Origin of the sequence: Actinomadura chokoriensis, from assembly GCF_041463665.1 — a bacterium.
GTDB classification, from domain to species: domain Bacteria; phylum Actinomycetota; class Actinomycetes; order Streptosporangiales; family Streptosporangiaceae; genus Spirillospora; species Spirillospora chokoriensis_A.
Window position 1 is genome coordinate 57,694 of the sequence record NZ_JAXCEJ010000004.1, and the last position, 14,001, is coordinate 71,694.

Genomic DNA, 14,001 nt, shown 5'->3' on the forward strand with positions numbered 1-14,001 from the left:
AATGTCGGCGGCACCCGGTACTGTCGAACATGGATTCGAGAACACCGGCTCGGGTCCGCCCCCGAGGGGAAGCGGGGGAGAGCAGGAGGTGCACACCGTGACGAAAGTGGAGTTGGGGTTCATCGGTGACGCGGAGCTCGTGGAGGAGCTGTCGCTGCTGACGACCCAGACCGCCCGAATGCGCGCCCGCATGGCCGACATCATGGCCGAGCTGGAACGCCGCCGCTGTACCAAGACCGCCCGCGCCCGCCCGCGCCGCTGACGCGCGCTCTGCCGGCGCTCGGCGGTGGGAACCGGCGGGTGGTCGTTTGTGGGGGGCGACCCCCACACCCCCGTGGGGCGTACGAGCCGGTCCCCTCCGCTCCGCTGGCGCTCGGCGGTGGGAACCGGCGGGTGGTCGTTTGTGGGGGGCGACCCCCACACCCCGTGGGGCGTACGAGCCGGTCCCCACCGCTCCGCTGGCGCTCGGCGGCGGGAACCGGCGGGTGGTCGTTTGTGGGGGGCGACCCCCACACCCCCGTGGGGCGTACGAGCCGGTCCCCACCGCTCCGCTGGCGCTCCGCGGCGGGAACCGGCTCGTACGCTGGCCGACTGTTGGTAGCCTGTACCGGTCCCACGGCAGGTGCACCCGGCGATCCGGGGTCCGGCGCCGCCGCGGGAGACGCAAGAGCCCTCCTGTCACGGAGAGACCGTGACCGCACCAGTCCAGAGGAGGTAGGGACACAGCATGCGTCGTTACGAACTCATGACCATCCTCGACCCCGCCATCGACGAGCGCACCGCGAACGCGGCCCTCGACCCGTTCCTGAAGGTCGTCCGCGACGACGGCGGCAGCGTGGAGAAGGTCGACGTCTGGGGCCGCAAGCGCCTGGCGTACGAGATCCAGAAGAAGTCCGAAGGCATCTACGCGGTGATCGACCTGTCGGCCGAGCCTGCCACGGTCAAGGAGTTGGACCGGCAGCTCAACCTGAGCGAGTCGATCCTCCGTACCAAGGTCATCCGCCCCGAGGTCCACTGAGCCAGGCTCAGCCCTCACAGCAGCCGGAGCGAGCCCCATGGCAGGCGACACCGTAATCACGATCGTCGGGAACCTCGTCGAGGACCCGAATCTGCGTTTCACCCCGAGCGGCCAGGCGGTCGCGTCCTTCCGCATCGCCTCGACCCCGCGGTTCTTCGACCGCCAGTCGAACGACTGGAAGGACGGCGAGGCCCTGTTCCTGACCTGCAACGTCTGGCGGCAGGCCGCCGAGAACTGCGCCGAGACCCTGCAGCGCGGCATGCGGGTCATCGTGCAGGGACGCCTCAAGCAGCGGTCGTACGAGACCCGCGAGGGTGAGAAGCGCACCGTCTTCGAGATCGAGGTCGACGAGGTCGGCCCGTCGCTGCGCAACGCCACCGCCAAGGTCAACAAGACCCAGCGGCAGGGCGGTGGCGGCGGTTTCGGCGGCGGTGGCGGCCAGGGCGGCGGCGGTTTCGGCGGTGGCGGTGGCGGCGGCCAGGACGGCGGTTTCGGAGGCGGCGGCGGCCAGCAGGGCGGCGGCGGCTTCGGAGGCGGCCAGCAGGGCGGCGCTCCCGCCGACCCCTGGGCCACCGGCGGCGGCGGTGGCGGCGGATACTCCGACGACCCGCCCTTCTAGACCCGCCGTTCAGGGCGCGCCGCTCCGGCACGACCACGGCAACACCAAGTACACGTCCATTCCCGCGTGAGCGGGGCTCTCCCAAAGGAGCACCACGATGGCGAAGCCACCTCCCCGCAAGCCGAAGAAGAAGGTTTGCGTTTTCTGCCAGGAGAAGATCTCCTACGTCGACTACAAGGACACGGGCCTGCTGCGGAAGTTCATCTCCGACCGCGGCAAGATCCGTGCTCGGCGGGTGACCGGCAACTGCACCCAGCACCAGCGGGACGTCGCCACGGCGATCAAGAACGCCCGCGAGATGGCGCTGCTGCCGTACACCAGCACCGCGCGCTGAGGCCGGGGGTATAGATCATGAAGCTCATCCTGACCCAGCAGGTCTCCGGGCTCGGCGAGCCCGGTGACGTCATCGAGGTCCGCGACGGCTACGGCCGCAACTACCTCGTCCCCCGCGGATTCGCGATCAAGTGGACCCGGGGCGCCGAGAAGGAGATCGACTCCATCAAGAAGGCGCGTTCGGCCCGCGAGATCGCGACCGTCGAGCACGCCAAGGAGGTCGCCGACCGGCTCGGCGGCCTGCGCGTCACGCTGCGCACCCGGACCGGCAGCAACGGCCGCCTGTTCGGCGCCGTGACCGCGGCCGACATCGCCGAGGCGGTCAAGGCCGCCGACGGTCCCGACCTGGACCGCCGCCGCATCGAGATCGGCAACCCGATCAAGACGGTCGGCACCCACCGGGTCAGCGTCCGCCTGCACAGCGACGTCAACGCCACGATCGACGTCAACGTCGTCGAGGCCTGACACTTCGCGTCCGCGCGTACGGCCCCCAGCCCGCCCGGGCTGGGGGCCGTACGGCGTCCGCCCCTCCGTTCGGCGTCCGCCCCTCCGTTCGGCGTCCGCCCCTCCGTTCGGCGTCCGCCCGTCCGGCCGGCGCAGGAGACCGCGCCGCCGCGGGCCGGCCGCAGACCGCCGGCGGTCTGCGCGGCTCCCGATCCCGCAATCTCTTTCACAAGGGCAGGGCGGCAGGCGTCCAAACCCAGGTTTTGCGCGCTGGGTTTCATGTGAAACGTCCCTGAACCTCCCTGTGTTTGGGTGATCAACAGAGCGGCCATTACGTTCCGTGATCAGTTGATCGTCCGGACGGAGGGGGCCGGTGTTGATCGCGCATTCGGGGGACGGCGCGGGCGGCGAGGGATGGCACTGCACACCGGTGACCCGGCGGGCGATCATCGGCGGCGTGGCCGGGGCCGGCCTGCTGGAGATGCTGTCCATGGCGGCGCCCCTCCGGGACGGGGCCATGGCGGAGGAGCCCGCGGAGAACGCGGCCCGCACCCTGTTCACAGCGGATGATCCGCGCATCTACACGCGCGCGCAGTGGCGTGCGAGAGCGCCCAGGCGGCCGACCAAGGTCCGCAGGCGGCCACCGGACCACATCATCGTCCACCACACGGCGACGGCGAACTCCGAGGACCGGTCTCTGGCCCACGCCCTAGCCCTGTCCCGGTTGATCCAGAACTTCCACATGGACAAGAACGGCTGGGACGACACCGGCCAGCAGCTCACCATCAGCCGGGGCGGCATCGTGATGGAGGGCCGCCACCACAGCCTCAAGGCGATCCGGGCCGGTGGCCTCGCGGTCGGCGCGCAGGTCCTGCACCACAACAGCCACACGATCGGGATCGAGAACGAGGGAACGTACATGTCCCGGGCCGTTCCCGGCAGCCTGTGGAGGTCCCTGGTGGAGGTGTGCGTGTGGCTGTGCCGCGAGTACGACCTCGAACCGTCCAAGGCCATTGTCGGGCACCGTGACTACAACAACACGTCCTGTCCGGGCGACAGGCTCTACGCGCGGCTGCCCGAACTCCGCAGGGCGGTCGCCACCCGCCTGGAGGGCTCCCCCAGCCCGAGCCCGGACCACCCGACCGGCCCGGAGGACGACCTGACCGGCGACACGGACCTGCCGCTGTTCCCTCCTCTCGGCGACCTGCCCTGATCTCGGCGCTGTCGGACGGCCACCCGCCTCGGACTGCGGTGACGTCGCTGAACGGCCGCAGCCTACGTCTCGGGGGTGGTGTAGCGGGTCCGGCGGCGGGCTATCTCCGGATCGATGCCCTCGATCAGGGACCAGATGCCGGCCACCCGTTCCACGAGGGTCTCCGGAGGCAGCCCGGCCAGGCCCTCGGCCGCCAGGTCGTCGATCGCCTGCGTCAGCCGGGCCATCCGCTCGCCGTGTGTGGAACACATGTTCGAATCGTAGCGGGTGGGGCATGCGGTGCGGGTGAGAATCGCGGATTCCGAGCGTCAGCGGACGGCGCCGGTGACCATCCATCGGTCGCCGCGGGCGCGAAGGCCCAGCGTGAGCATGCGGGTCAGCATCCACAGGCCGATCGCTGACCAGAGCCCGATGAGCCCGGCGTCCGCCCGGTACAGGACGATGGCCGCCGGCAGGAAGACGACCGTCGCGACCAGCGTGGTCACGGCCAGGTAGGCGCCGTCTCCGGCCCCGATCAGGATGCCGTCCAGGACGAACACGACGCCCGCGACCGGCTGCAGCACCGCGACCAGGAGCAGCGAGGCGAGCAGTAGGGTGCGGACGTCGCCGTCCGAGCTGAACAGGCCGGGCAGCCACGGGCGCACCGCGAGGATGATCAGCCCGAACGCGATGCCGCAGCCGACGCCCCACCAGACCATCCGGCGCGTGACCGCGCGCGTGCCCGTGATGTCGGACGCGCCCAGATAGCGTCCGGTGATGGCCTGCCCGGCGATCGCGATGGCGTCGAGCGCGAACGCCAGCAGCGTCCACACCTGGAAGCCGACCTGGTACGCGGCGATCTCCGCGTCGCCCATCCGGGCGGCGATCGACGTCCCCACGATGAGGACGATGCGGAGCGCGGCCGTCCGGACCAGCAGGCCGAAGCCCGCCGTCGCGGACGTCCGCAACCCGTCCAGGTCGGGACGGACCGGAGCCCCGTGCCGGCGCGCCGCCCGCAGTACGACGGCCGTGTAGACGGCCGCACTGCCCGTCTGGGCGAGGACGGTGCCCCAGGCCGAGCCGGCGATCCCCCACTCCAGGACGATCACGAACAGCACGTTGAGCAGCAGGTTCGCCGAGAACCCGCCGATGGAGACGAGGAGCGGGGTGCGGGTGTCCTGCAGGCCGCGCAGGACTCCGGTACCGGCGAGGATGACCAGCATCGACGGGATGCCGAAGAGGCTCACCCTGAGATAGGTCTCGGCGTACGGGGTCACGCCGGGGGACGCCCCGAACGCGTCCACGATCCACGGGACCAGCGGCCAGCCGGCGACGACCAGCACCGCTCCGATGGCGACCGCGAGCCACATCCCGTCGATGCCCTGCCTGATCGCGGCCCGCAGGTCGCCGGCGCCGACCTGCCGCGCGACCCCGGCCGTCGTTCCGTACGCGAGGAAAACGCACAGGTAGACGAGCGTGGTCAGCGCCTGGCCGGCGACGCCGAGCCCGCCCAATTGGGCGGTGCCGAGGTGCCCGACGATCGCCGAGTCCGAGAGAAGGAACAGGGGTTCGGCGACGAGCGCGCCGAAGGCCGGCACGGCCAGGCGCAGGATCTCGCGGTCGTGCGCGGTCGCGAGCCGCCGGGAGGTCGTCACCGCGCCGAGGCTACCACCCGTGTAACCCTCTTAAGAACTTCAATCCTTACATTGCCGTGACCGGCCGACTTTCTTTCCCGCACAGCCGGTGGACGACGTTATTGCAGGTCAGCGCACCAATCCCTGGGTGGTCCATGGAGAATCCACAAAGTTGTCCACAGGTCGTGCACAACTGGACCGGCGTGTCTGCACAGGGAGTCCACAGGTTTGTCCACAGGCGGCTTTGCTCCGGGCCGCGCGGGCTCGCGAGAATGTCCGACGCGTCAGGTAAACGTGGGACGAACGGTCGGCGATGGGCGGACGGGGCGCGCGCCGGCGACCGAGATGAAGGGGGTGCGACCGTGAGCGTGGCCGACATCGGACCACAGGAGCACGAGTTCGAACGCACCCCGCCGCACGACATCTCGGCGGAGCAGGGCGTCCTCGGCGGCATGCTCCTCTCCCAGGACGCCATCGCCGAGGTCGTCGAACTGCTGCGCACCCCCGACTTCTACCGTCCCGCGCACCAGATCATCTACGACGTCATCCTCGATCTCTACGGCCGCGGAGACCCCGCCGACGCGGTCACCGTCGCCGGGGAGCTCACCAAGAACGGCGAGATCGCCCGGATCGGCGGCGCCCCCTACCTGCACACCCTGATCTCCCTGGTGCCCACGGCCGCTAACGCCGGGTACTACGCGAAGATCGTCCATGAGCGCGCGATCCTGCGCCGCCTCGTCGAGACCGGCACCCGCATCGTCCAGATGGGCTACGCCGCCGACGGCGCCGACGCCGACGAGGTGCTCGACCGCGCCCAGGCGGAGGTCTTCGCCATCGCCGAGAAGCGCGCCGGTGAGGACTACGTCGCGCTGTCGGAGATCATGCCCGGCGCGCTGGACGAGATCGAGGCCATCGGCAGCCGCGGCGGCCAGATGGTCGGCTGCCCCACCGGCTTCGCCGACCTCGACGCCCTCACCAACGGCCTGCACCCCGGCCAGATGATCGTCGTCGCCGCCCGTCCCGCCATGGGCAAGGCGGTCGATGTCACTACGGCGCTTCCGACCCCGACGGGTTGGACGACGATGGGTGACGTCCAGGTCGGGGATCTCCTGATCGGAGCCGACGGCAAGCCGACCCGCGTCGTCGCCGCCACCGAAGTGATGCACGGCCGCCCCTGCTACGAGGTCGAGTTCTCCGGCGGCGAGGTCATCGTCGCCGACGCCCAGCACCAGTGGCGCACCACGACGCACCTGGAAGAGGGCGCCGGCCTGGGCACGTTGGGCACGACCAACGAAGTCGGTCTTGTCGCCTTCGGTCTGGCCCGCCCCACTTCCGGCCAGCGTCACCGGGTGCTTGTGGACGAACTCCACGGCGAAGTCCCGCGCCGTGCTGCCATGGCGGGTTCCGCGGCCGGGCCGTCCGGCACTCAGCGGACGGGGGTTTCCCGGTGCAGTCCCTCGCACGCCCCAGAAACGCCGAGCGTGACCGGTGCGGGAGGAGGGTCTCGCGACCGAGCGTCCCACGGCACCACGCCCCATCACCTGCCACAAGCCGATCGTCCGGGGAGTACCGCGAGCTCCCAGATCCTGACGACCGAGGAGATCTTCGCGAGCCTCCAGCACGAGGGGCGTTTCGTCCATGCGGTGGAGGTGGCCGCCGCTTTCGACCTCCCCGAGGCCGATCTGCCCGCCGCCCCCTACGTCCTCGGCGCGTGGCTCGGTGCCGGAGAGGACGAAGACGGCCGGATCACGTGCCTTGACGGCGACGTCATCGCCCAGATCGAAGCGACCGGTCAGCAGGTCGTCCCGGAGGCGATTCCGGGCTGCTGCCTCCTGCCCGGGTTGAGCCCCCACCTCGGCTCCCTCGGTCTGCTGGACGGCAAGCACATCCCGTCGCGATACCTGCGGGCCTCCGCTGCTCAGCGGCGGGCCCTGCTGGCAGGGCTGCTCGACGTTCGCGGACACGTGTCCGCGAACGGACGTGTCGACCTCGTCTTCTCCTCCGCACGAGTGGCCGAAGGGGTGCGCGAACTCCTGCTCAGCCTCGGCCACCGCGTTGAACTGACGACCGACTCCACCGGGGAGCCCGCGCACGAACTCAGCTTCACGCCCGCCGAGCCGGTGTTCCGGCTAGCACGCAAAGCAGCCCGGCAACGGGCGGACGTCGACCGGAAGACGCAGGCGCGCCACATCGTCGACGTCCGCCCTGTGGAGAGCGTGCCGGTGCGGTGCGTCCAGGTCGACAACGACGACCACATGTACCTGGCGGGGCGGTCCTGCATCCCGACGCACAACTCGACGCTGGCGCTCGACTTCGCCCGTGCGGCGTCCATCAAGCACGGTCTGACCTCGGCGTTCTTCAGCCTGGAGATGGGGCGCAACGAGATCACGATGCGGCTGCTGTCCGCCGAGGCGAGGGTGGCGCTGCACGCGATGCGCTCCGGCACCATGCAAGACGAGGACTGGACGCGCCTCGCCCGCCGCATGAGCGAGGTCGCCGAGGCGCCGCTGTTCATCGACGACTCGCCCAACATGTCGATGATGGAGATCCGCGCGAAGTGCCGGCGCCTCAAGCAGCAGCACGACCTGCGGCTCGTCATCATCGACTACCTGCAGCTGATGACGTCCGGCAAGCGGGTCGAGAGCCGCCAGGTCGAGGTCTCGGAGTTCTCCCGGTCGCTGAAGCTCCTCGCGAAGGAACTGGGCGTCCCGGTCATCGCGCTGTCGCAGCTCAACCGAGGTCCCGAGCAGCGAACGGACAAGAAGCCCATGGTGTCCGATCTCCGGGAATCTGGGTCAATTGAGCAGGATGCGGACATGGTGATCCTGCTGCATCGCGAGGACGCCTACGAGAAGGAGTCGCCGCGCGCCGGCGAGGCCGACCTGATCGTCGCCAAGCACCGCAACGGCCCGACCGCCACCGTCACCGTCGCGTTCCAGGGCCACTACAGCCGCTTCGTCGACATGGCCCAGTAGCCGGCCGGCACCTCACCTCGAGGTGTGGTGGGTGGTGCGGCGACTGAGTATGGCGAGGGCCTGCTCGCACCAGCGGAGGTTCTCGCGTTCGAACGCCAGGCCGCGCATCAGGGTGAGGTAGGGGCCGATGCGGTCGGCGGTGGCGAGGTGCTCTTCCTCCGTGCGGCCGTCCAGGATGCGGGCGCGAAGGCGTTCGAAGCGCGCGACCTTGGACTCGGCCCAGGTCATGCGTTCGCGGATGGCGTTCATGACGGCGCGGGTGTCGCCCGCGTCGATCGCCTGCACCTGAACCATGAGTTCTTCGCGAATCGCGCCGGGGCGCGGCGGGGTGGCGGTGAAGTCGTGGAGGGCGCGGCGCCCGGCGACGGTGAGGGAGAAGACGCGTTTGTTGGGGCGGCGTTCCTGCTGGACGACCCGCGCCTGGATCAGGCCCTCCGCCGCCATCTTGTCGAGTTCCCGGTAGAGCTGCTGCGGGGTGGTCATCCAGAAGTTGGCGACCCCGGCATCGAAGCTCTTCGCCAGGTCGTACCCCGAGGCCTCGCCTTCCAGGAGCGTGGCCAGGACCGCGTTGCGCAGCGACATGTTCCGAGCGTACTGGCGGCATTGGGTGTGTCGGCCATTAATCAACTTTGTGACCGTCCCCACGAGGCACGGCCCTGGACGAGTGATCGAGCGCACGATTAGTGTCATCCGCACCTAGGCAATTAGTTTCCTATCGGGGGAGCTCCCATGCATCCGTTCCGAAGGGCCGTGGAGGCCGGCGACCTCGCGGCCCTGGAGGCGCTGTTCGCGGACGACGCCGTGTTCACGAGCCCGGTGGTGTTCAAGCCGTACGAGGGAAAGGCGATCACCGCGGCGATCGTGCGGGGCGCCGCGCGGGTGTTCCAGGACATCCGCTACGTGCGGGAGATCGTCAGCGCGGACGGCCGTGACCACGCCCTCATCTTCAAGGCGACGGTGAACGGGCTCCAGGTGCACGGATGCGACTTCCTGCACCTCGACGGGGACGGCCTGATCGACGACCTCACCGTCATGGTGCGCCCGCTCTCGGCCGCCAAAGCGCTCGCCGAGGCGATGGGCGCGCAGTTCGAACAGATCGAGCGCGAGGTCTCCGGCGCGCAGACCCAGGGCGCGGAGGTGCCGTAGGCTCCGCCCGCTCGGTTACGCTGCGGGCATGCGGGGAGACGAACGCCCTGCCCGGGTCGAGGACGTGCACGAACTGGCCTTGGGCATGCCCCACGTCACGACCGTGCACGGGTCGCGCGAGAACCCCGTCTACCAGGTCGGGGGCAAGTCGTTCGTGTTCTTCCGCAACCCGCGCCCTGACGCGGTCGACCCCGTCACGGGAGAGCGCTACCCGGACGTGATCGTGTTCTGGGTGCCGTCCGAGTCCGACAAGCTGGCGCTGGTCCAGGACGAGGCGTCGCCGTTCTTCACGACCCCGCATTTCGACGGCCATCCCTCGGTGCTGCTGCGGGGTAGCCGGGTCGGTGAGCTCACGCTGCGCGAACTCGCCGAGATCGTCCAGGACGCTTGGCTGTCGCGGGCATCCCGCACCCGGGCCCAGAAATGGCTGCAAGCCCACCCAGCCCCGCCGTCCTAAGACGACGGGACGGCCCGCGACGCCAGGGCCCGGCCGTTCCGAAGCGCCGAGGCGGTGCCGAAGGCGAGGACGGCCGCGCCCGCGTCGAGCGTGCCGTCGCCCGATGGCGTCCACGCCGCGATCGACCCGGCCGCGACCAGCAGGCCACCGGACGTGGTGAGCGCAGCAGCCGGAGTCACCGTCGGCCCGCAGGCTACGTCTTGTCCCGGCCGCTCCAGCGGCGGCCGACCAGGGCCCCGAGGGCGGCGACGCCGGCCCCGAGCGCGGTCACCAGCACCCAGGCCATCAGGTCACTCCGGAGCAGATAGTGGTCGCCGTCGCTGTCACCGCCAGGCAGCGGTGGTACCGCGGCGTGCACAGCGATCATCAGTAGCGGACCGACCACCGCCGCGTACAGGGGCCAACGCTCACCCCGGCGCGCGACCCACCATCCCAGGACGGCCGCAAGCAGCACCGGTGGCAGCAGCCCTACGAGCCACTCGGTGTCCTCCGCCTCAAGGGACGGCGTCAGCAGTCCCAACGGATGCGCCGGAACGACACTCTCACCGGGTCTCACGGGATCGTCCAGGGCGACCTCACCGGCAACGCAGAGCCACACGAACCCCACCCAAACGGCGAGGCACCTGGCGGCTGCGGGCCGGACGAGGACCGTGACGCCGATGCACGCGCCGACCAGCGCGCCGACCAGCATCGCCTTGGTCGCTCCGGCCACCGGGTCCGCGCTCAGTCCGGCGCCGGCGGCCCACGACGTCGCCATCTCCAGCGGAGCCAGCGCACCCACGCCCGCGGGGACGACGGCCGCGTACCGCCACCACACCTCGCCGAGGATCGGGCGGGCACAGGCCGCGCCCAGAGCAGCGGCACTGGCAGCACACCAGACAAGAAGCACAAGCTGGAACGGCCAGGTGTCCGTGCCCGCGCTGTATTCCTGGTCGGGCACGACGACCCGCCATTGGCGTCCGACCCAGAGCTGCCCGGTCGCCGTCCCGGCCGACACTCCCACCGCGACGGCAATTCCGACCAAAACGGCTAATCCCCGCTTCATGCCGGAGAGGCTAACAGCGGCCGATCAGTTTCACCGGTTTCTGGGCGTGGGGCGGCCGTGGTCACCATTGTCGCTGCGTGGTCGCCTTACCGCCGGTCACCAGGGTCGCCGGCGGGACGTCATCGGCCACGATGGCGCCGGCGGCGACCACGGAGTCCCGGCCGATGCTGACGCCGGGCAGGATGGTGGCGCCGGCGCCGATCCACACGTTCTCCGCCACGTCGATGGCGCAGGCCGAGAACGTCGATCCGAAGAGCCCGGGAGCCCGGCCTGACTGCGGTGAACAGGCGAACCCCCAGCTCCCGCTCCAGGGCGGCGATCCTCTTGGAGACCGCCTGCTGCGTCACGTCCAGCTCATCGGCCGCACGTTGCAACTGTCCGAGCTCGGCCGCCCGGATGAACGATCGCAATGCCTCGGTGTCCACTTGGTTCACCCTAGGCGTGCACAACTGAACGGCGTGGCACGCCGTGGACGGGTTGTTTGATCTTGCGGCAACGTCTCTGACGGGCTCCCACCATCGAAACCGTCGGTTGTTGTGTGACTCTCGACTTCGGGTGGCTGGCTTTCGTCCACCGTCCGATCTCTTCACAGTCGCCACAACCGCACCGTGCCGTCCCTGCTACCGGTACCCAGGATTTTGCCGTCCGGGCTGAACGCCACCGACAAGACCCAGTCGTTGTGGCCGGTGAGAGGACGACCGATGGGGGTGCGGGCGGCCACGTCCCACAACCGCACGGTCTCGTCATCGCTGCTGGTGGCCAGGATTTTGCCGTCGGGGCTGAACGCCACCGACTGGACGAACTCGTTGTGGCCGGTGAGGGGGCGGCCGATGGGGGTGTGGGCGGCCACGTCCCACAACCGCACGGTCTTGTCACTGCTGCTGGTGGCCAGGATCTTGCCGTCGGGGCTGAACGCAACGGCGGAGACCCAGTTGTCGTGGCCGGTGAGGGGGCGACCGATGGGAGTGCGGGTGGCCACGTCCCACAACCGGACCGTTTCGTCATCGTCGACGGCCAGGATTTTGCCGTCCGGACTGAACGCCACTGCGGTGATTGCGTCGGAGAGGGAGCTGTTGTGGTTGGTGAGGGGGCGGCCGCTGGAGGTGCGGGTGGCCACGTCCCAGAACCGGACCGTTTCGTCGCCGTCGGCGGCCAGGATTTTGCCATCCGGGCTGAACGCCACCGAGGAGACCACACCGTCGTGGCCGGTGAGGGGACGGCCGATGGAGGTGTTGGTGGCCACGTCCCACAACCGCACGGTCTTGTCATAGCTGCCAGTGGCCAGGAGCTTCCCGTCCGGGCTGAACGCCACGGAGGAGACCCCGTCGTTGTGACCGGTGAGGGGCTGGCCGAGTAGGGCGCGGGTGGCCACGTCCCACAACCGCACGGTCTTGTCTCCGCTGCCGGCGGCCAGGATTCTGCCGTCCGGGCTGATCGCCACTGAGTGGGCGACGCCGTTGTGGCCGGTGAGGGGCTGGCCGAGGAGGGTGGCGGTGTCTTTCCGGGTGAAGGTGTAGTAAGCGGTCGGCAGGGCGGCGGCCAGGCCTGCCGCTCCCAGTCCGGTGAGCAGTCGGCGGCGAGTCAGGATCTGGTGCGGCGCGGCAGCGACGTGGTCTTGCGTCGCGGGCGCGGCCCGATCCCCGAGACCGGGAGAGACGGGTGCCTGGGCTTCCGGTTCGGCAGGCGCCGGTTCGATGGACGTGGGGACGTGAAGCCTGGTGGCCGAGGGGGACGGGGCCGGCGGAGGCGACTGGGTGGTGAAGGCCGCTGCGCCGGTTTCGATGGCCTGCCGCATCATCGTGGCATCGCAGTGGCGTTGGGCGGGGTCTTTGGCCAGCGCGGTCGCCAGCAACTCGTCCCAGAAGGGGGCAAGGTCCGGGGTCAACTGTGAGGGCGGTCGCGGGGTCTTGTGCAGATGTCCGAAGAGCACGACGGTGGGCGAGTCCCCGGTGAAGGGCGGCCGACCGGTGAGCATCTCATACAGCACGCATCCGGTGGAGTACAGGTCTGAGCGGGCGTCGGCGGGCTTGCCGTCGGCCTGTTCCGGCGACATGTAGAACGGGGTACCGATCCGCATTCCGGTGGCGGTCAGCCGGGTGGCCGTCTCCGACATGAGCCTGGCGATCCCGAAGTCCATCACTTTCACCCGGGTCCGGCCGCCAGTGCGGTGGACCATGATATTGGCGGGCTTGATATCGCGGTGCACCACTTCCCGCCCGTGGCTGTGCTCCAATGCCTCCAAGACCGCCACCGTGATCTGCCCGGCCTCCGCAGGGGTAGGCGGCGCCTGGCGCAGCAGATCGGCCAGTGTCCCGCCCTCCACCAGCTCCATCACCAGATACGGAGCCGCCTCCCCCGCACTAGTGTCCTCACCAATGTCGTAGACGACCGTGATGTTGGGATGCGACAGGCTCGCCACCGCCCGCGCCTCCCGGCGGAACCGGGCCCGGGAGCCCTCATCGCGCAGCATCTCCGCCGGCAGCACCTTGACCGCCACGATCCGCTCCAGCTCCCGATCGCGTGCCCGGTACACAACCCCCATACCGCCCCGCCCCAAAGGCTCCAGAAGCTCATACCGCCCAGACAGCACCCTCACCACAACGCCTCGCTCCCTCCGGCTCTCCACGCGATCATCAAACTACGGACAAGACCACCTTCTGGCGAGACGAAATGAACGAGCCGTCTGCGTACGGGAAACCGGCATATGGCAGCAGGACGCCATGTCCCGCCGGGCGGTGGAGGGCTTCCACGATTACGAGAGCCGCTTGCTGCGCTACCACCTGTCCGTGCTGAAACCAGGGCGAACCAGTACGCCGTTTGATGAACATCGCTGCTGAACGAAGCCGGACCACCGCCGACTCCTGAGAGGGAGTTTCGTCAGCTCTCGCGTTGCTTGATGGGGAAGTCGTCCTGGTTCGACCATGAAAGCCGCCTGCTCAGAGCAGGAGGGCGGCGGCAGATCGTCGGGGACGGCGGGCGTTGGAGGTCTGCCGGCGGTGGTGCGGGTGTGGACGCAGGTGATGGCGCAGACCGCCAGGGTCGGCGCAGCAGGCACGATTCTTCTTGCGTCACAACTCGAAGATCATCGTGCGGCTGTCCTGCGTTACGAACCCGCCGCTACCGGCTCAGATCACGATC

At 69.8% G+C, this 14,001-nt stretch carries 16 protein-coding genes and 1 pseudogene; 9 read left to right on the top strand and 8 right to left on the bottom strand.

What is annotated here, in order from left to right:
- The first annotated feature begins 97 nt into the window (after positions 1–97).
- The 6 genes from SM418_RS08795 to SM418_RS08820 all read left to right on the top strand — a co-directional run bounded on the left by SM418_RS08795 (position 98) and on the right by SM418_RS08820 (position 3,627).
- Positions 98–262 (top strand): hypothetical protein, encoded by a 165-nt coding sequence (locus SM418_RS08795; RefSeq protein ID WP_371940437.1) that lies wholly within the window; start codon positions 98–100, stop codon positions 260–262.
- Positions 263–727: 465 nt separating this feature from the next.
- The gene (gene rpsF / locus SM418_RS08800; protein WP_371940436.1) at positions 728–1,018 is read left to right on the top strand and encodes a 30S ribosomal protein S6; all 291 of its coding nucleotides are present in this window, start codon (positions 728–730) and stop codon (positions 1,016–1,018) included.
- Positions 1,019–1,055: 37 nt separating this feature from the next.
- Positions 1,056–1,637, top strand: a complete 582-nt coding sequence (locus tag SM418_RS08805) for a single-stranded DNA-binding protein (RefSeq protein ID WP_371940435.1) — start codon at positions 1,056–1,058, stop codon at positions 1,635–1,637.
- Between the two features lie 97 nt (positions 1,638–1,734).
- Positions 1,735–1,971: a 30S ribosomal protein S18 gene (gene rpsR / locus SM418_RS08810; protein ID WP_019631633.1), complete on the top strand. Its 237-nt coding sequence runs from the start codon at positions 1,735–1,737 to the stop codon at positions 1,969–1,971.
- Between the two features lie 17 nt (positions 1,972–1,988).
- Positions 1,989–2,435, top strand: coding sequence for a 50S ribosomal protein L9 (gene rplI, locus SM418_RS08815; RefSeq protein ID WP_371940434.1), 447 nt, complete (start codon positions 1,989–1,991; stop codon positions 2,433–2,435).
- Positions 2,436–2,787: 352 nt separating this feature from the next.
- Entirely contained in the window at positions 2,788–3,627 is an 840-nt protein-coding gene (locus SM418_RS08820; protein ID WP_371940433.1) for a peptidoglycan recognition protein family protein, read from the top strand.
- 62 nt (positions 3,628–3,689) lie between these two features.
- Here the strand turns inward: SM418_RS08820 and SM418_RS08825 are convergent, their stop codons facing one another.
- Both SM418_RS08825 and SM418_RS08830 read right to left on the bottom strand, forming a co-directional pair.
- Positions 3,690–3,878 carry a hypothetical protein gene (locus tag SM418_RS08825; protein WP_176401727.1) on the bottom strand — a complete coding sequence of 63 codons (189 nt, stop codon included), beginning with the start codon at positions 3,876–3,878 and terminating at the stop codon, positions 3,690–3,692.
- A gap of 57 nt (positions 3,879–3,935) precedes the next feature.
- Complete coding sequence (locus SM418_RS08830; RefSeq protein WP_371940432.1) at positions 3,936–5,261, bottom strand: MATE family efflux transporter; 1,326 nt, start codon at positions 5,259–5,261, stop codon at positions 3,936–3,938.
- Between the two features lie 341 nt (positions 5,262–5,602).
- On the opposite strand from SM418_RS08830, the gene dnaB reads away from it, so the two are divergent.
- Complete coding sequence (gene dnaB, locus SM418_RS08835; RefSeq protein WP_371940431.1) at positions 5,603–8,215, top strand: replicative DNA helicase; 2,613 nt, start codon at positions 5,603–5,605, stop codon at positions 8,213–8,215.
- A 12-nt stretch (positions 8,216–8,227) separates the two neighbouring features.
- Here dnaB and SM418_RS08840 read toward each other — a convergent pair whose 3' ends face one another.
- Entirely contained in the window at positions 8,228–8,797 is a 570-nt protein-coding gene (locus SM418_RS08840) for a PadR family transcriptional regulator (protein WP_371940430.1), read from the bottom strand.
- A gap of 147 nt (positions 8,798–8,944) precedes the next feature.
- Here SM418_RS08840 and SM418_RS08845 point away from each other — a divergent pair, with 147 nt between their 5' ends.
- Positions 8,945–9,361: a nuclear transport factor 2 family protein gene (locus SM418_RS08845; RefSeq protein WP_371940429.1), complete on the top strand. Its 417-nt coding sequence runs from the start codon at positions 8,945–8,947 to the stop codon at positions 9,359–9,361.
- A 28-nt stretch (positions 9,362–9,389) separates the two neighbouring features.
- Entirely contained in the window at positions 9,390–9,818 is a 429-nt protein-coding gene (locus tag SM418_RS08850; RefSeq protein ID WP_371940428.1) for an MmcQ/YjbR family DNA-binding protein, read from the top strand.
- On the opposite strand, the gene SM418_RS08855 is transcribed toward SM418_RS08850, so the two are convergent.
- The 5 genes and pseudogenes from SM418_RS08855 to SM418_RS08875 all read right to left on the bottom strand — a co-directional run bounded on the left by SM418_RS08855 (position 9,815) and on the right by SM418_RS08875 (position 13,489).
- On the bottom strand, positions 9,815–9,997 hold the full coding sequence (locus SM418_RS08855) for a hypothetical protein (RefSeq protein WP_371940427.1): 183 nt from the start codon (positions 9,995–9,997) through the stop codon (positions 9,815–9,817). The genes SM418_RS08850 and SM418_RS08855 overlap by 4 nt on opposite strands.
- Positions 9,998–10,011: 14 nt before the next feature.
- Positions 10,012–10,842: a hypothetical protein gene (locus SM418_RS08860; RefSeq protein ID WP_371940426.1), complete on the bottom strand. Its 831-nt coding sequence runs from the start codon at positions 10,840–10,842 to the stop codon at positions 10,012–10,014.
- A gap of 82 nt (positions 10,843–10,924) precedes the next feature.
- Complete coding sequence (locus SM418_RS08865) at positions 10,925–11,083, bottom strand: DapH/DapD/GlmU-related protein (protein WP_371940425.1); 159 nt, start codon at positions 11,081–11,083, stop codon at positions 10,925–10,927.
- Between the two features lie 67 nt (positions 11,084–11,150).
- A pseudogene (locus SM418_RS08870) lies at positions 11,151–11,462 on the bottom strand (helix-turn-helix domain-containing protein); the annotation flags it as partial.
- Positions 11,450–13,489: a protein kinase domain-containing protein gene (locus SM418_RS08875; RefSeq protein WP_371966053.1), complete on the bottom strand. Its 2,040-nt coding sequence runs from the start codon at positions 13,487–13,489 to the stop codon at positions 11,450–11,452. The pseudogene SM418_RS08870 and the gene SM418_RS08875, both read right to left, overlap by 13 nt.
- Positions 13,490–14,001 lie beyond the last annotated feature (512 nt).